This is a genomic window from Leisingera sp. SS27 (assembly GCF_028368855.1).
GTDB lineage: Bacteria > Pseudomonadota > Alphaproteobacteria > Rhodobacterales > Rhodobacteraceae > Leisingera.
Window position 1 is genome coordinate 1 of sequence record NZ_JAQNCY010000001.1, and the last position, 15,300, is coordinate 15,300.

Here is a 15,300-nt window from a genome sequence, read left to right on the forward strand (position 1 = left end):
TAGCTGAACAGCGACCCGCTCGTCTCGTCTGTCCCCCGCATACTCACCCCCGCCGCTAACGTGCTGAGGGTGAATCATGTTCTCAAACCGCTGTCGAGACAGGACTATTTCAGCAGCCTGTTAAGATTGTCTGATCTGGGAACGCGACTGATTTCCAGTGAGGGCGAGATCAGATTGCTCCAAATTCTCATTCCTGCAGATGAGACCACCGACACATTGATAACCCGGCTGGCAGGGATGATGGGCGTTCCTGGGAATAGGTCACACTACAAGGTCGCGCATTTCACGGCACTCACCAAGGATGCTGAGGGGAATGACCAGGTCAAGACGTCCTTCTTACTGGTCGACAGCGACAAACTTATCGACGCATCCATTGGATGGAGCGCGAAACCAGGTGGGCATCCCCTTTTGACCGACGAGCAGGCCTCTGTTGGCGCATGGGCAAATGCCGAGCTCTTCAAGCCCCTGGGCATCAGGGCTCTTCTGCAGATGGGGCTGCCAGCGTATTTTGAGTTTCAGCTCGAGGCTGTGGAAGACAATGTCTTTGACGGAGCCGGCCGACGGCTGGTTGAAGAGGCGCAAGACACGGGAATTTCAGCAAGGAAGAAAACACCTCGTGCCTACAAGCCCAAGATGTTCAAGCTCGTGCGCGCCCTGCGTTACCCGCGCAGGAACCTTGTTCCTGAAGAAATTGGATTTGAAGCAAGGGTTTTGTCTGGATCTCCACGAAAGGAACCGGAGACGCAGGTTTCGGTCAAAGGATTTTGGCGGCGTATTGGAGAGGGTTCGATTGGACGAGGCCCTGATGGCAACCCCGAAGTAGGAAGAACCTGGGTTGCTCCCCATGTGCGATGGGGAGACAAACCGCCAGCTCCTGAGTTGCCATATGCGAAGGAACCCTTGATGCCACATGTGACTGATCCGCGTCGCAAATCCAATTCTTCCTCGTGAGGTAAGTGAGCCGAGCTCGGCTTGAGCAAAGTCCGGAACTCGGTTCATATTTCTCAGAATCTCTACACTGTCCTGGACAGAAAGAGGTCGGCCTCACGAATTGCTGAGAGCTTGTCGTCGAGCGCAATCTTGGCTTTTTTGAACTGCTTCCAGCGATATGCGAGGTTCACATACTCGACGACTTTCTGATCTTGTTCCCAGACCAGATCCACGTCCTGCGTTATTGCTGTATCACCTTTGCCATCACGAATTTCATTCAGGGTTCTGCGGATCTGTTCACCCATGACGTCGATTAGATCCTGGTCGATCTGCTGAAGCCCCTGGCGCTCTCGGAGGGATTGAAGGCTATCCAGGATGGTTGATCTAATGGATCCTTTGGGGGTCAGGCTGCCTGCGAGCCATTCTTCGGCCAACAATCGCCCCAGAACGATTGCGTCGAGTGTCAACTTGTGTACGTCGCGTTCGATTTCGATGTCCAATTTGGTCTCCTTCGGTTTGAGAGGTCATCTGTCAGTGGTGAGCCGGCATTGCGCTGGCTCTCAAGTCGCCAACCCCAGATTGACAGGGGGTGACGCTGCGCCGTCATGCGACAGGATCTGTTTCGATCAATGCGATCAGATCCGGGTCCTGGTGCTGACAGATTGCTTCTTTCAATCCTTCGATGAGTAGACAGAGCTCCTCCATGATGGGCGATGCCGGGTCGATTTCGGCGAAGTATGCCGCTTCGAGAGTCTCGATGTCATGCACATTGCTCAGAGACAGAAGACCATGGAGTGCAGCAATCCTGTATCTCAGTCTTCGTGTCAGACTGCGTGCGCTCATGAGGTCGCCGAGTAGGGCCTGCGTCCGACGAAGGGCGGGCTGGCCACCTAAAAGGAGGGAAGCATTTTGCAGGGCTTGGTTATGAGACGACATGAAATCCCGAAGGCCTTTCAGTGCGTCCTGGTGAAAGTCGAACATTGTGTTCTCCTATGCAGCGCCAAAGCATGATGCCGTGGCTTCAAGGCGACTGAATTTCCTTTCGAATGCGCGGTTGTCGTGTGAGAGGCTGCTTTTCTCTCGGTTGATGGCTGGGCTGGTTGTTTCTTCGGGGTTCATGTCGAAATCCCGACGAAACACCTGCCGCTGCCAGTTCATCCTATTTGAATTCAAACATCTCGAGCTCTCCCTGGTTGGCTATCTCGCGGAGCTCGGCCTGTCCTTTCATGCGTTGGGCCATCGCCAGAGCTTCACCTTGGTATGCCTCAGCTGTCGTATGGTTACGTTGTCCGCTGGATGCCATCGCCAGGTCTGTTCCTGCTTGTCCCATTTCTATTCCCATGAAAGTGTGCAGAACCGTACGAGCGATGTGCTCTCCGGTTCCCACTTCTCGCCGCCAGCAATCCGAAACATATCCATAGGCGACAGGAGTTCCGTCGTTGTTGATAAACAGGGAACGTTTCTCTGCGAGGCAGGTCTGGCGCATGTGATCGAGCCAAGCTGGATTGGCACCACGCAGGATGAGAGCGTCGATCAGGAAATTGAGCCGTGGATCAATGTCTGTTGTCCACGCATAGCCGCTCTTGGAGAGTTCGGTTTCAATGGTGTATTGGGTGCCGGTCCAGAGCAGGTTTTCGCCAAAGACAAATCGCGTGTCAGCAAGGCGGACCGGCATGACGGAAAACAACGCCAATGCTGCCGCGCGGTTGCGCTGCGCATGGCGGCTTCTTGGGCAGTCGTGTTCTTCAGCACCCTGCAGAGTGTCACGAGCTTGCTCGATCAGCGCCACCGGCGAGTATCCGGTTTTCTGCAGGTGGTTGAATTTCTTGCCTTTCGTCTTGCGGGCTTGAGCTTCGTAAATTCGAACGAGATCGGCCAACAGATCGAGTGTTTCAGTACCAGCCGCCACGTACCGAGCGAACTTTTGCACAGCTGCGAACGAAGACCGGAGGGTTCCCGGGGCCACTCCTCGATTTCGAAGATCGCGTGCATATGCGCGCACTGCCTCGGTGGACAGAGCATCCGGTAGTCCAGCTGCGCGGGTCGAAAAAAGGAACTGACGCATTTTCATTTTGTGGGTATCCATCATTCCTTCTGCAGGGGGTAGTTCTCCGTTTTGATCGAAACCCGCATCCATGTCCGCGAATGCTTTTCGCCAGGCCGACGGCAATTGGTTGAACTCCACAGATTTGGACAGCCGGCGCGATTTGGGTTTCGACTTCTTCTTGCGTTTTGCTTCGCGCGATCGGATGGCTTCCTCCAGGGCCAAAACCGAAGGGTGGCTCGGGAAAATCGACATGATCGCATGTTTGAGACGACGAAGTCGGCTCTCCGATCCATTCCTGGCATCAAACTTCAGGAATTCCTGTGCAGACAGGGCTTCCATCGACGAAATTCCGCGTGTTTCGAGATAAGCCAGAAGATCATCGACCAACCTCAATTCCTGAACAGTGGCCGCGGCCAAATTGGGATCTCCAATCAGGAGATCCCAGCGTTGAAGCCTAAGAATGTCGTTTTTCGAGCGGTAGTCTGGGGTTTTCATCGGCTGAGGCTCGACAGATCCAGAATGAATTTTTGAACTTCCGAGCGTTTGGCGCGTTCATTCACCCAGGCATAATTCTTGCGAACGGTTGCGGGGGTGTCGTCGAGCAATCTCTCGAGGAGGTCCCATCTGCCTGGGTTATGTTGCAACAGAAGCGAGGCGAGGCCATGCCTGAATTTATGCGGTGTCATTGGCAATCCTGCGCTTCGGGTTTGGCGCTTAAACCAGCCCAGGAAGGTTCTGTATTCCAGTGCTTCTCCGTATTTGAAACCAGGAAACAGGTGAACGCTTTCTTCGTGGTTGGGAAAGAGGGGGCGAATTTTTTCGAGATACCAGAGGATGACTTCGAGGCCATTCAAATGGTTGGGCTGTATCGGGGCCCAGATCTCCACATCGTTCTTGGTGTGCTCGGGCCCGAGATCGATTGTGGCATGCTTGGTTTTTCGTGACGGGAGATGGAAGGTTCTGCCCGGGCCGCGAAATATCAACTCCAAAGCACTTTCGATTCTTATGGGAGCCCCGCGTGTTTCGAGGGCGCAGATGGCAGCGACCGTTCCGATCTGTCGGATCCGCGTAATCTCCTGCGATTTCGGGTTGAATTCAACGCCAGTAAGCCGGTCGAGCAGTTCATTGACCTGATTGCGCAAATGAACATGCATCGACAGGAATTTCATGGTCTGCTGTGGTGATGCCAATAGATTCTCACAGAATTTGCGTGAAGTGGGTGACATGTCGTTGCTGGCCTTCTTCCCATTTCTCAGGAACCGGTTGGCTCTGAGATGGCTTTTCATGAGGGAAGGATCGACGTCATTTCTGGCCATGACGACGTAGTTGGATTTGAGGTAGTCATACGCTGTTCTTGCCGAGATATGGCCCTTTTGATCTTCATGTTGGCTCCAAAACCGAACGACATCGGTCGCATACTCAGGCGTCATGAGGTCCTGTAGACCCAATTTTGTATGTGGCTGTAGCCGACCACTGCGAAAAAGTGTGCTGACGAATTTCCGCATCGCTGCCAGCTTGAAATTTACGCTCGAGACCGAGGCGGTGTTCACATGTTCCTGCTCAACAGGATCGAATTCGGTCAGCGTGGCGTCGCGCACCCAATCATCGATTTCATCAGCGATATGAGGAGGAATGAGATGAAGGTTATCCTGGCGGCGAGGTTCAGGGGAAGGAAAGGGAGCGACGGGAAGATAGCGGCACACATTGTCGTCGTGGCGGAATTTGTTCAGCGTCTTGAATGCGCGCTGAAGAGTTTTCCACTCGTTGGTTTCCAGGGTTGGCGAAACGGCGTCCAACCAGTCCTGACACACCTGGCTCGGTTTGATGTCGCTTGCCCGCGCTACGTCAGCCAGCTTCCTGACAGGGATGAGAATCTGTTTGGCGCGGTGTTTCCGTTCGCCTTCTGTGACGGCGTGAGGTTCCAGGGCGGTCAGAAGTTCCGCCCATTCGTCGACCCGGGCACGGCGTTCTCTGGCTGCTTCAGCTTCGCCTGTCGCGTTTTTGACCGCTGCAATGATCTTTCGCCTCGTTGCTTTGTAGGCCTTCTCTGATTTGCTGAGAGAGGGATCGAACCCATGGAGTGGCAGTTGCTGTTTTATCAACATCAGATCTGCGGGGATTTGATTGAGAACTGCACCATCAGTCAGGTGCGGGTAGCGACCTACAGCGTTGGCGTAGTCATTATTGCCTGCCGCCACCTCTCGGTCTTGAACGTCTTGCAGGGTCATTGCGGTGATTGGTTTATGAAAGCTCATTTGGGCCTCTTTTTTTGTCCGCTAAATGACAAATTGGCCGTTATCGCTGAAACCAAAGCGAAAAATGACAAAAACCTGCGGATAGTCCGGAACCGAATATTCGGCGGTGTTTGTCATTTTGCCCGCTATCGGTGTCATTGACCGATAATCATCCAATTCCGCGCCGGAGAGTCATTTTGCGAACGGAATATTGTTCAACCTTTTGGCGCTTGGCGTCGCAAAAGATTCCTTAAACGACAGGATGGAAGTGGGTCCAAATGACGGTTCGTGGAAATTGTTCGGAGACCTATTTTGCTGCGTTCGGAGGGAGAAAAATGGCTGTGACCGATGGGCGTGTGCCTGTGGGAGCAGGTTCATGCCTGGGGTTGTCCGTCTGGTGCGTTGGTGGCATCTCTCCGCGAAGAAAGGGATGCATAAGCTCATTCTTCCGGACAAATTTGGGTTGGGTGCCTGCGAGCCAAGCCTCAGCCTCGAAAGGAAAGATCATCCGTTTGCGGGGGCCGAAACGTAAGAAGTTAGTGAAGCTTTTGTCTTTGTGGGCGCCTTCGTACATGCGCCCAATTGTTTTCTCACATTCTCCTGTCTTCTTCGCTGCTGCTGGAGCATCAAGCAGGGTGCTCCAAATCTCCGGCGCATGGACCGGGTACGGTTGTTCGAACCCAAATGCTGCGAATATTCGGAGCCTGGGATAACCTTTCCCACGCTTTGGAATGTCGAGGTTTTTCATGAGGTTTCGAGCAAACCCGTCCGTAGAATTTAGAAATCCAGCAAGATCCTTCGTGCTGATTAGCAGTGCATGATCCTTTGCTGATTGATCTGAACACATTTCGATCTCCCTGACGTCTCGTCGGGAAGATGGGTGCATCGGCGTCAAACGAAAAACTTCTTTGGGCCTCAGATGGATTGACAGTGCATTGGTTCAAACAGTTGGGCAGCATGCCTTTAGGGCTTTAGGGGATTCTGGTGAACAATTAGCGCACTCGTTGGTTGAGTTGCATCAATGAAAGTGGAAAAACTGTGTGCAACAAGAGGGTTGCCAGAAAGACGATACCCTCAGATTTGGAGACGAAATGGATTTTGAAAGCGTAGGCGTCTGGGTTCGGGACTTTATCCTGTCGGCGGCCAACATGATCGTTGACGAGCACTGGCCTGGAATCATCAGCGCGGTTCTTTTCACAGCTATGATGCTCTTCGTCATTTGGGTCTCCTTCATTTCGCGGTCGCGCAAGCGAGCGCTTGCTGCCGCGCTGAAAGATGCAGAACGCGCTTCCGACAGTTCGGGTCATGGCCTGGATGCAGAAGCTCTGAGAGCCGCACTCAAACACCGGAAGGGCGCAGCTGACCGTGCATTGTCGACTGGATTTTCGGAATATTGTGAAACGCTTACAGTTGTCGGCAGGGGCGACGAGGCGCGGATTCACAACTCAATACGCCCATCAGCATTCTTGAACGTGGATGATCTTGGATTTTCTTTGAAATCTTTGCGATGGGTTCCGGGAGTCTTCGTTTCCCTTGGTCTGCTATTGACCTTCCTTGGTTTGGTGGCAGTGCTTCAACAGACCCAGGGTTTATTGAATGGCAACGATGCCGCAACAGTAAGTGCGTTGCGTGAACTTCTGGGGCAAGCTTCAGCCAAATTCACTATGTCTTTGAGTGGGCTGGCCTGTTCCATCATAATCAATTTTTGTCTGCGGTACTGGTCGACCAAGGTTGAAAAGGGGGCCGATTCCTTTGCCGCTGTACTTGAGAAAAATATGGCGTTCATCAGCTTGGAGGATCTTGCAGGGAAGCAGCTGAGGGCAATCGAGGACCAAACAGTACAACAGGCTGAACTGAATACACATTTGGTTGCGAAGCTGAGCGAGCCATTGAACAGGGTGGTGGAACAGTCGGTGCAGAATGTAGGCACCATGGTCGATCAACTGGGCAAAGACATTACCTCGGGGATTGGCGGTTCGTTGGACTCTGTTTCAGAGAGGATGGAAGCTGCTGCAAATGCCTTGTCTTCAATCGGAGACGACCTGAACTTGGCGGGTAAACAATTTGATGAGGCTCTTTCTTCTTCCACGAAGTCCCTGATTTCCGCACTCTCACGTCTCGAGGACGTGTCCGAAAAGCTGACAAGCGCAAGCGGAATGGTTGGCGACTTGGCCCCAACGGTCATGGAAACCGTCAAAGAAGGAAATGCGGCGAACTTGCGGGTAGCCGAAGGCGCAACCGAAATGGTTCACGCCGCCAAGACTGCGATTTCGGAGGAGAAACAGGTCGTTTTGGAGGCGATGCTGTCTATCAAAGGCCTGATTGAAGCCTTCGAGAGCCGAGCAGCCGCCTATGATGGGCAGCTTGAGAAAGCCTTTCAGACCTACCAGGTCGAAGTGGGTAAGACGATCGACAAGCTCGAAGATCACGGAAACGGCGTACAGGAGAGGTTCGCCGATGCGTTGTCAACTCTCCAGGCGGTCATAGAAAATGCGAAGGCGTTCGAGCCGGAAAGCCAGCCCAAGCCCTCGGTTGAGGCAATTGCAGAATGAGGCATGCGTTTCGCCAAAGGTTGTCGGAAGAGGAGGAAGAATCCGTCTTCGTGTCGATGACGGACATGACAGTGAGCTTTTTGTTCATCGTCATGATTTTGCTCGCCTTCTTCGCCACCCAGATTACGCCAGGGGAAACGGTTCCGAAACATATGCTCGATGAAGCAGAAAGCGTCATCGAGCAGCGGGATCTTCAGGTCAGACAGCTCCTTGAGGAGTTGGAAAGCTTTCGTTCAGGAGGCCCAAGCATCATCCCTAAGTTGCAGGCTGAAAAAGCGCAGCTTGAGGCCAGAGTGCGTGCGCTGGAAGAAGATATCGACGCAATTCATGCAGAGTTGGAACTGGCGGATGGGGACACCGCCGTGGCACGTATTTCACTGCTCCGAAACGAGCTGCAACGCTTACATGCGCTCTTAGCTGCCAGTTCAGACGAGAACTTGATTGAAAGATACAATACCGTTGTCTCTTTGCAGCGAGCCAAGATCCTTCATGTTTTGCGAGAAAGGATCGTTGCGGCTGATCCCTCAATCGATGTCAGCATTTCGCGCAACCAGGATGCACTCCAATTCAGAGGTGATGGGCTTTTTGCGTCAAATTCAACGACACCATCGCGCCAAGGACGGGCCAAAATGCGGCTCATTGCTGGTATCCTCCAGGATGTCATAGCTTGTTTCTCTCTGGGAGAACCATCGACGCTGGGCAGTACTTGCAACGAAGATATTGCTGTCATCGATGCGTTGCAGATTGAAGGTCACGCGGACAGTGTTGGAAGTGATAATCACAACATGGATCTGAGTGCCCGGCGTGGTGCGGCAATCTATGGCGAAATGATTGCGGCCAACCCGCAGTTGCTTGGGTTTATGAACCTGCGTGCACAGCCTGTGCTTTCCGTGTCAGGCTACGGCGAAGGCCGACCAATTGCTGATGAAGCCTTACCTGGTGGCCGGGATGCAAACCGGCGTATCGACATTCGTTTCATAATGTTCTCGCCGGTGGATGAAGCTTCGATACCGTCTGGTCTGGATGATCTGGCGCGCATTCAAAAACTTCTCCAGGGAGGAGAACTCGAATGAGCCTGGCCGATCGACTTGTCCTCAAACCTGACTTCAGTGTTGGCGTCAAAGGTGGAGCCCTGGATAAGGCCGCAGAACGGATCGCAGAAGCCTTTCCTGGGCTCGAGAAACGCGCGCCAGAGGATGTCCCGATCATTCTTCGTAAAGTAGAGGAGGCATATAAGGCGGGAATTTGGCAAGGTGTGACGTCCGGCGATGTTGGTATCGCGGTTTATGAGCATCTTCGAGAAAAGATCGAACTCCCACAGGAGTTGCGCCTTTTCCTGGATCAGGAAATGAAGGTTACAACGAACCCGACCCTGATCGATGCCATGTGCCGGGGATACTTTGTGAGTTGGTCAAAACGAGCGGCCAAGACACGTGTTCTTTCTAACCTTTTGCTTGAAAAGGCCTCCGTACTGCCGACGCGTTGGAAGACAATATTCGCAAAGCACCCGGCCTTTCTTGATATTGAAGATGGCGCAGAGAAGATGGCTGCACGAATGGTCGAAGCCTCGACGCCTTACCAGTGGCTCAAGTCTGAAGGTTTACCTGCCCCTCACGAAGAAGGCTTGATGAGAGAAACCCATCTCGCATTTCTCAGGCAAACCCCCATGCCACAGACTGAGATGGCCGTGGACAAGCTTCTGGGATGGGTAACGCCGCCAAACCGTCCGAAACTTTTTGACCCTTGGGCTGCTGAGACTGTCGAAAAAATTCTATCCCCCTGGGTTTCCGCCGACTGCCCTCAGAAGCTGCGCGAATTCAACCTGGAAAGGCTGGTGAATAGGTTTGGCGACCCTCGGACTGATCGCCCAGCTTTTTGGTCCATGGTCGGGCAGCCATATCGTCGGATCCTGCTGAAATGGTTGGCTCGCAAGAGCATGGAGGCGATTTTCGATATTGTAACCAGGGCAGAAGGAGGATCGGAACAGGGGCACCAATGGGCAAATCGAAAACGGTTCTGGATGGGGGTCTATGACAAGGGCCGTATTGAGGAAGCGTGGGTCGCACTCGGCAGCAAAGCCGTGCCCCATGCAAAGGAACTTTATGCTCGTACGGGTGATCCATCCTACATGAGCTTTGGCCACCAAGGCACTCGAAGTGATACCTGTCTGCTCATGATGAAGATCGGATCGAAGACAGTTGTCGAAGGCTCGCATAGTTTTCGGGTGCATGTTTTTCCGACACCATCTCGAGCAACTCCTGAGCTTTATCTCAGCAACTACGATCTTGACGATATCTTGCTGCCAGTGGGCCACCAGGATGCAAGAAGGCATGATCCACCCGGGCATTGGATGGAGTGGGTGCAAAGGCGGGTTTTGTAATGCATGAATTCCAGTTTGATATTGGAGAAAATGGCCTTCGAGTACGAATTTCACACCAAAAGGCAGGGTTGTTTGCACGCTTTCGGAAACGGGAACCTGTAGATCTAAAAACACTTGCAGGCGCTGAAAGAACCCTTGCAATTGCCCTTTCAAGGATCCGGGCTTTGGATCGTGACACAGATCATCACGAGCTTTCGGCTGATAACTTGTGGCTGGATCATTGGATGGTGTCGCGGCTGGATGACATGTCAGCTTCTGTGCTGGGCATACCCGGAAAACTCTCAGGTGTAGTGTTCCATGCGGAAATGCGAGGATCCCTTGGGAGCGAGAGCTTTGCTCTGCAGTGGTGGTGGGAGCGTGAAAAGCGGCAAATTCGGCTCAATCGTACGGGTGCGATAGTAGAATCTGGCGGCGTTTTCATGCGATTGCCTGCGCAGATTTATGACGCAATCATCTTGTCTGAAGCCTTCGACAGCGGCAGACCTCTGCCAGAACATTGGCACGCTCTTTCGGAATTTCGCGCGGCATTGGGTGATCTTGAAGATGACGGATTAACGCGGCCAGAACGTTATCTGGAAAAGGTGGAAATTGTCGCGTGTGACAAGGTGGGGTTGGCTGTCGATCCCGAGGATCCATTGGGATTTGCGCCGTTACCATTTGTATCTCAGCAAATCCGGCAAGGAGAAATGGCGTCCGAGGTTTCCGCCGCGCTCCAGGGCAATGAGCTTTCTGCGTTCAAAGACGATTCCAACCGCCGCGGCGCTCAACCAGCATATCGGGTAGGAGAGAACAGGTTCCTGATCCTGGACAAGTCTGTTGTGCCGGTTGTCGATGTGATTTCGCGCCATGCAAGAGGAACAGACCAGGAGAAGAGGAATTTCCTCGAAAATGCAGATCGCTTAGTTGCAGAAGCGATTGAGCAAGCTCTGATAGATGAGGGTCGGCTGAACGAACTGATGCCGTCTGCCGATCTGGTAGATGCGGTTGAAACAGAGTTCGAAAAAGCTTGGGCTGAAACGCGGGAGTGGACTGATCGCGTTATCGAGATCAGGAAGTGGACCAAGCCCGAGATCGAAATTCTTGAAGGATCTGGCACGTCGTGGCTGCCTGAAGACATTGACGCTGTCGTTGGTGAGATCCTGGGTACCATTCCAGAAGAGGATCTGGATACCGTGTTGAAGGCTCTCCTTGTTGCGCAGGAGAGCGGGGATCTGGAGGTCCTGCTTGAACAAGGAGTTCTTCCTGTCACGGAGTTGGTTATCCAGGCAGTGAGACGGCGTCTGGAACTGTATCTCAATCGAACCAGCCAGGATCAGGCAGAAGAAGGCGAGGTCACGGCCATTTTGCCGGTGACGCATGACAATTTCTGGGAACTCGAATTCCGCGAAAGGTTGCGCGACAGGCCATCAGCAACGGAGCAAGGGTTGCCCAGTTCGCTAAAGACATCTTTGCACGTGCATCAGAGAAACGCCTTTGATTGGCAAGTATCTGCATGGGAGGCCGGTCTCCCTGGAATCCTGAATGCTGATGAACAAGGCCTTGGAAAGACCGTTCAAACGCTTTCTTTCCTGGCTTGGTTGAATGAGAGGATGACGAAAGGTGAGTTGCCCACCAAACCGTTTCTCATTGTCGCCCCCACATCCTTGCTTAGGAATTGGGAAGATGAAACCAGGAAGCACCTTCTGCCGGGTATTATCGATGAGCCGGTTCGTCTCTATGGCCGCGAACTCAAGGCGTGGCGCGTTCAGGGTGAACGGGGCAGGGACATTCAGGATGGTCGCGCGAAACTTGACCTCTCCAGTCTTGTTGATTGCTCCGAGCCGCGACTCGTAATTACCACTTACCAAACTTTGGCAAATTACGCGGTGACCTTTGCCCAAACTCCTTTCGAAGTCGCCGTGTTTGATGAAATCCAGAATCTCAAGAACCCATCAACGTTGCGTTCGAATGCGGCGAAGGCTGTAAACGCTGACTTTCGAATTGGTTTGACTGGAACTCCCGTTGAGAATGCTACCCGCGACATTTGGGCTATCATGGATCAGCTGTTTCCCGGGGCTCTGGGTGCGCTCAACGATTTTCGTATCGCCTTTGACATTCCAAAGCAGGGTAACATGCAAGAGTTGCACCGTGCCGTGTTCTCATCGATCAACGGGTACCCGGCATTGGGCATTCGACGTACAAAAGAGAAAGCTGCATCGGATCTGCCACCCAAAGTGAGGGTGCTGCATCCACGCATCATGCCAGAGATCCAAGCGCTCAGATATGATGAGGCTCGTAAACCCGGGCAATCCCTGTTTGGCCTCCTGCACCACATCAGGAGAACATCCTTGCATCCGGGTTTGTTGGAAGGTGAAGCGCCTGAAACTTTTATCCACGCTTCAGCCCGTATTGAGGCTGCCATGGATGTCCTTCGAGCGATCCAGGCAAAGGGGGAAAAGGCGCTCGTGTTTGTCGAGAACAGGGATGTTCAAGCCTGGTTTGCTGAACTGGTCAAAATCGAATTCGGCTTGCCACGCGTCGAAATCATCAATGGATCAACACCGGTGTCGCATCGAAAGGAAATCACGGACCATTTTCAACGCCACATGCAGCATGATGAAGGTTTCGATGTCCTTGTATTGGGGCCGCGTGCGGCAGGTACGGGGTTGACCCTGACAGCGGCAAACCACGTGATCCATTTGACTCGCTGGTGGAATCCCGCGGTCGAAGAACAATGCAACGACCGAACTCACCGCATTGGACAGACCCGCCCGGTAACTGTGCATATCCCCTTGGCTATACACCCGCGCCTCCAGCGCGGTTCTTTTGATTGCCTGTTGCAGAACTTGATGAAGAACAAAAGATCCCTGGCAGACAGCGTTCTATGGCCTCCTGAAAGTGATGAAAGCGAGGTCCGCGCGCTTTACGACGCAATCGTTTCCGCTGAGGAGGAGGATGGTCTCGCCACAGATGAGGGGCTTGTACTCTCAGGCCGCCCGGACTTGGAAACGCAGGAGCTTGGCGAGAACATACTTCGGGTGTGCCTGAAGGGGGGAGGAGCCTCGGTCGTAGTAGCTCTGGATGGTGCAGACCTTCAGCGGGTTATCTTAAGGCCAGAGACGGATGCTGCGGCAATCGTCCTTTCTGACTTCCACAATCTTCCTGAAGGCACGAATGTTCCAACGTCAATTCTGGGTGGGGCTGCGCTCTGGCCAGAGTTCGTATTGCCGGATTGATGATTTGAAGTCAGTTGCTTTCCTTCCGCTCGTCCTTTCGGATCAACACGCATTCTCGTTGATCCGAAAGGCAGGGCGACTCTGGACACTATCTCTTCAACTTGCGGCTTCGAATATTGGGTCTTCATCCTCGCCAAGCGGCAGTTGGAAGTTCAGTACGTTGGAGGACGTCGATGAAATATGCAAATCTGCCGACCGGTAGGCCTCAAGCACCCTGGCAAGACGCTTCTTATTTCTCCAGTTTTCCTGTGTGTCTTCGTGCTTCTTGTTTGCCATGTGCCGCGAGTGCAAACGATCTGCAATCGTTTCGTTCTCCTGATTGAACAATGGTTGGTTATTCGGTTTTTCGAGGCTTTCAAGCAGCTCCATGATTTCCTTGATCTGGGCCGAATTCAGGATCTGACGAGCTTTGGAACTTAGGTTTTTCTGGATTTCTCGAGCAGTTGGCTCTTTGCCGGTTCTTTCGCGGTGACGCTCCCGCCGCTCAGCTACAATGCGAACCGGGTTTGACCAACCGGTGTCGTATTCCCGGATCATCACCAATGCACATTCCATGTGGTACTCTGCATAGCGCGTAGCGATCCGTGCCGTTTCAACGTCGATTTCCTTCTGCGATCTTCCGAGCAGGAAGTGAATGACCACCAAATACGACAGGACGGAAAAACCAATCCGGCGAATGAAGGATCCTGGCAGGAGGCTGTTGCCCCAAGTAGGGCGAAGCTCCTGCCACCACGCTTCAATGAAAGGCAGTGTCTCTGGGGCCAGCGTATAGTCGCCGCAGGAGTTCTTCTGCGCACAAAATGCATGCCACATTTCACGAAGGCCTTCCTGTTCTATCTTGTTCTTTTCTCCCTGGAAGAAAAGAAAATGATCGAACATGTCGGTGTCGGTCCGATTTTCAGCTATGACATAGTTGAAACGCTGGCAAAGGCCGTCGAGCATGCTCGGGAGATCAATGTTCATCTTCCACGTTTCGCGTACTGTTAGGCCCAGAAATGTGAAGTGCGGGTCGGTAACAGTGAGCTTGTTTTCCTCGCTCTTTAGCCGGTTGGCGATTTCCTCATGAGAGTACGCGTCGAGCATCCATGGTTTGATCCGCGCGTAATTTGAATGAGTTAGAACCAATTTGAAGAATTGGCCCACCTCGTCCTGGAACCAATAGGACCCGTTGTTCTCTTTCAGGTCGATAATCCATTGTGCATCGCTGCTGTATTTCGGGAACATCCGAACTGATGTGGTCTGGCCCTCACCAAACAGAGTGTCCTTAACCCGGTTTGTGGCCAGGGTTTTGGAACTTGCTGAAGAAGCCATGGCGATAGTCCAGAGGATCGGACTATGTGGCTTCATTCCTGGGATCATCAACGAGGCACCATTTTGTGTCAGCCAGGAAGACGCAATCATGATCAACTGGAACAAGGGGAGGGCGTAGCTGGTGTCTGTGGCATCGAAGTGCTTAAGCATGCGTTGGATGTAGGAGCCACGAGGCACGAGTGGCAGGATGTCCAGTGCCTCCGGGCGTTCCTTGACCGTGAGCATGGCGACGAGGTCGCTTTTCTCCTTCTCGGTCAACGCTCGCTTGCGCTTGCCATCGTTTACCCGAAGATCATTGAACAGGCTCGGCTTGGTCTTACGGGTTGTTGGGGTCTTGGATTTCTGTGCCATCTGCACGCCTTTCTACTTTTCTGCGTGCACGAGACGTGTTGTCATGAACCCAGATCAGGTAACTGGGTTTGATAGGGTGTCGAACTTCGGAAAATGCCAGGGGGCGACGACAACCGACAGTGTTTGTAAGTAACTGATATAAAAATGAAAAACTTGCAATTGCATCGCCGACAAACCGCCGACAAAATGCTGCTCAACGAGTTGCGGACAGGAAATTCCAACTTTTTTCTTTTCGATCCAGATCATTGAACCAACGATAAAAATCGGCCAAAACTCATCG

General features: G+C 52.9%; 12 protein-coding genes. 5 read left to right on the forward strand and 7 right to left on the reverse strand.

What is annotated here, in order from left to right; genetic code table 11:
* The first annotated feature begins 126 nt into the window (after window positions 1-126).
* Window positions 127-951 (forward strand): hypothetical protein, encoded by an 825-nt coding sequence (locus tag N6L27_RS00005; RefSeq protein ID WP_271904986.1) that lies wholly within the window; start codon window positions 127-129, stop codon window positions 949-951.
* 62 nt (window positions 952-1,013) lie between these two features.
* Here N6L27_RS00005 and N6L27_RS00010 read toward each other — a convergent pair whose 3' ends face one another.
* From N6L27_RS00010 to N6L27_RS00030, 5 genes are all read right to left on the reverse strand, one after another.
* Window positions 1,014-1,430, reverse strand: a complete 417-nt coding sequence (locus N6L27_RS00010) for a hypothetical protein (protein WP_271904987.1) — start codon at window positions 1,428-1,430, stop codon at window positions 1,014-1,016.
* Window positions 1,431-1,533: 103 nt separating this feature from the next.
* Window positions 1,534-1,911 carry a hypothetical protein gene (locus tag N6L27_RS00015; protein ID WP_271904989.1) on the reverse strand — a complete coding sequence of 126 codons (378 nt, stop codon included), beginning with the start codon at window positions 1,909-1,911 and terminating at the stop codon, window positions 1,534-1,536.
* 178 nt (window positions 1,912-2,089) lie between these two features.
* Window positions 2,090-3,472 carry a hypothetical protein gene (locus tag N6L27_RS00020; RefSeq protein WP_271904991.1) on the reverse strand — a complete coding sequence of 461 codons (1,383 nt, stop codon included), beginning with the start codon at window positions 3,470-3,472 and terminating at the stop codon, window positions 2,090-2,092.
* On the reverse strand, window positions 3,469-5,205 hold the full coding sequence (locus tag N6L27_RS00025) for a hypothetical protein (RefSeq protein WP_271904992.1): 1,737 nt from the start codon (window positions 5,203-5,205) through the stop codon (window positions 3,469-3,471). The genes N6L27_RS00020 and N6L27_RS00025 overlap by 4 nt, the downstream gene beginning before the upstream one ends.
* Before the next feature lie 313 nt (window positions 5,206-5,518).
* Window positions 5,519-5,959 (reverse strand): hypothetical protein, encoded by a 441-nt coding sequence (locus N6L27_RS00030; RefSeq protein WP_271904993.1) that lies wholly within the window; start codon window positions 5,957-5,959, stop codon window positions 5,519-5,521.
* A gap of 343 nt (window positions 5,960-6,302) precedes the next feature.
* Here N6L27_RS00030 and N6L27_RS00035 point away from each other — a divergent pair, with 343 nt between their 5' ends.
* Genes N6L27_RS00035 through N6L27_RS00050 form a run of 4 tightly spaced genes read left to right on the forward strand, consistent with a single transcriptional unit; the run spans window position 6,303 to window position 13,358 of the window.
* Window positions 6,303-7,763 (forward strand): hypothetical protein, encoded by a 1,461-nt coding sequence (locus N6L27_RS00035; protein ID WP_271904994.1) that lies wholly within the window; start codon window positions 6,303-6,305, stop codon window positions 7,761-7,763.
* Window positions 7,764-7,819: 56 nt separating this feature from the next.
* Window positions 7,820-8,836: an OmpA family protein gene (locus N6L27_RS00040; RefSeq protein ID WP_271904995.1), complete on the forward strand. Its 1,017-nt coding sequence runs from the start codon at window positions 7,820-7,822 to the stop codon at window positions 8,834-8,836.
* Window positions 8,833-10,143 (forward strand): EH signature domain-containing protein, encoded by a 1,311-nt coding sequence (locus N6L27_RS00045; RefSeq protein ID WP_271904996.1) that lies wholly within the window; start codon window positions 8,833-8,835, stop codon window positions 10,141-10,143. Before N6L27_RS00040 ends, N6L27_RS00045 begins: the two co-directional genes overlap by 4 nt.
* Window positions 10,143-13,358, forward strand: a complete 3,216-nt coding sequence (locus N6L27_RS00050; protein ID WP_271904998.1) for a DEAD/DEAH box helicase — start codon at window positions 10,143-10,145, stop codon at window positions 13,356-13,358. Before N6L27_RS00045 ends, N6L27_RS00050 begins: the two co-directional genes overlap by 1 nt.
* 96 nt (window positions 13,359-13,454) lie before the next feature.
* Here the strand turns inward: N6L27_RS00050 and N6L27_RS00055 are convergent, their stop codons facing one another.
* Window positions 13,455-15,020 (reverse strand): hypothetical protein, encoded by a 1,566-nt coding sequence (locus N6L27_RS00055; protein ID WP_271904999.1) that lies wholly within the window; start codon window positions 15,018-15,020, stop codon window positions 13,455-13,457.
* A 54-nt stretch (window positions 15,021-15,074) separates the two neighbouring features.
* Window positions 15,075-15,266 carry a hypothetical protein gene (locus N6L27_RS00060; protein WP_271905000.1) on the reverse strand — a complete coding sequence of 64 codons (192 nt, stop codon included), beginning with the start codon at window positions 15,264-15,266 and terminating at the stop codon, window positions 15,075-15,077.
* Between the last annotated feature and the right edge of the window lie 34 nt (window positions 15,267-15,300).

What these genes read in the sequence shown, in the direction of transcription:
- N6L27_RS00045 (WP_271904996.1), top strand. Translation starts at nt 8,833, where the DNA reads ATGAGCCTGGCCGATCGACTTGTCCTCAAACCTGACTTCAGTGTTGGC.
- N6L27_RS00050 (WP_271904998.1), top strand. Translation starts at nt 10,143, where the DNA reads ATGCATGAATTCCAGTTTGATATTGGAGAAAATGGCCTTCGAGTACGA.
- N6L27_RS00025 (WP_271904992.1), bottom strand. Translation starts at nt 5,205, where the DNA reads ATGACCCTGCAAGACGTTCAAGACCGAGAGGTGGCGGCAGGCAATAAT.
- N6L27_RS00060 (WP_271905000.1), bottom strand. Translation starts at nt 15,266, where the DNA reads ATGATCTGGATCGAAAAGAAAAAAGTTGGAATTTCCTGTCCGCAACTC.
- N6L27_RS00020 (WP_271904991.1), bottom strand. Translation starts at nt 3,472, where the DNA reads ATGAAAACCCCAGACTACCGCTCGAAAAACGACATTCTTAGGCTTCAA.
- N6L27_RS00055 (WP_271904999.1), bottom strand. Translation starts at nt 15,020, where the DNA reads ATGGCACAGAAATCCAAGACCCCAACAACCCGTAAGACCAAGCCGAGC.
- N6L27_RS00015 (WP_271904989.1), bottom strand. Translation starts at nt 1,911, where the DNA reads ATGTTCGACTTTCACCAGGACGCACTGAAAGGCCTTCGGGATTTCATG.
- N6L27_RS00040 (WP_271904995.1), top strand. Translation starts at nt 7,820, where the DNA reads ATGACGGACATGACAGTGAGCTTTTTGTTCATCGTCATGATTTTGCTC.
- N6L27_RS00030 (WP_271904993.1), bottom strand. Translation starts at nt 5,959, where the DNA reads ATGAAAAACCTCGACATTCCAAAGCGTGGGAAAGGTTATCCCAGGCTC.
- N6L27_RS00035 (WP_271904994.1), top strand. Translation starts at nt 6,303, where the DNA reads ATGGATTTTGAAAGCGTAGGCGTCTGGGTTCGGGACTTTATCCTGTCG.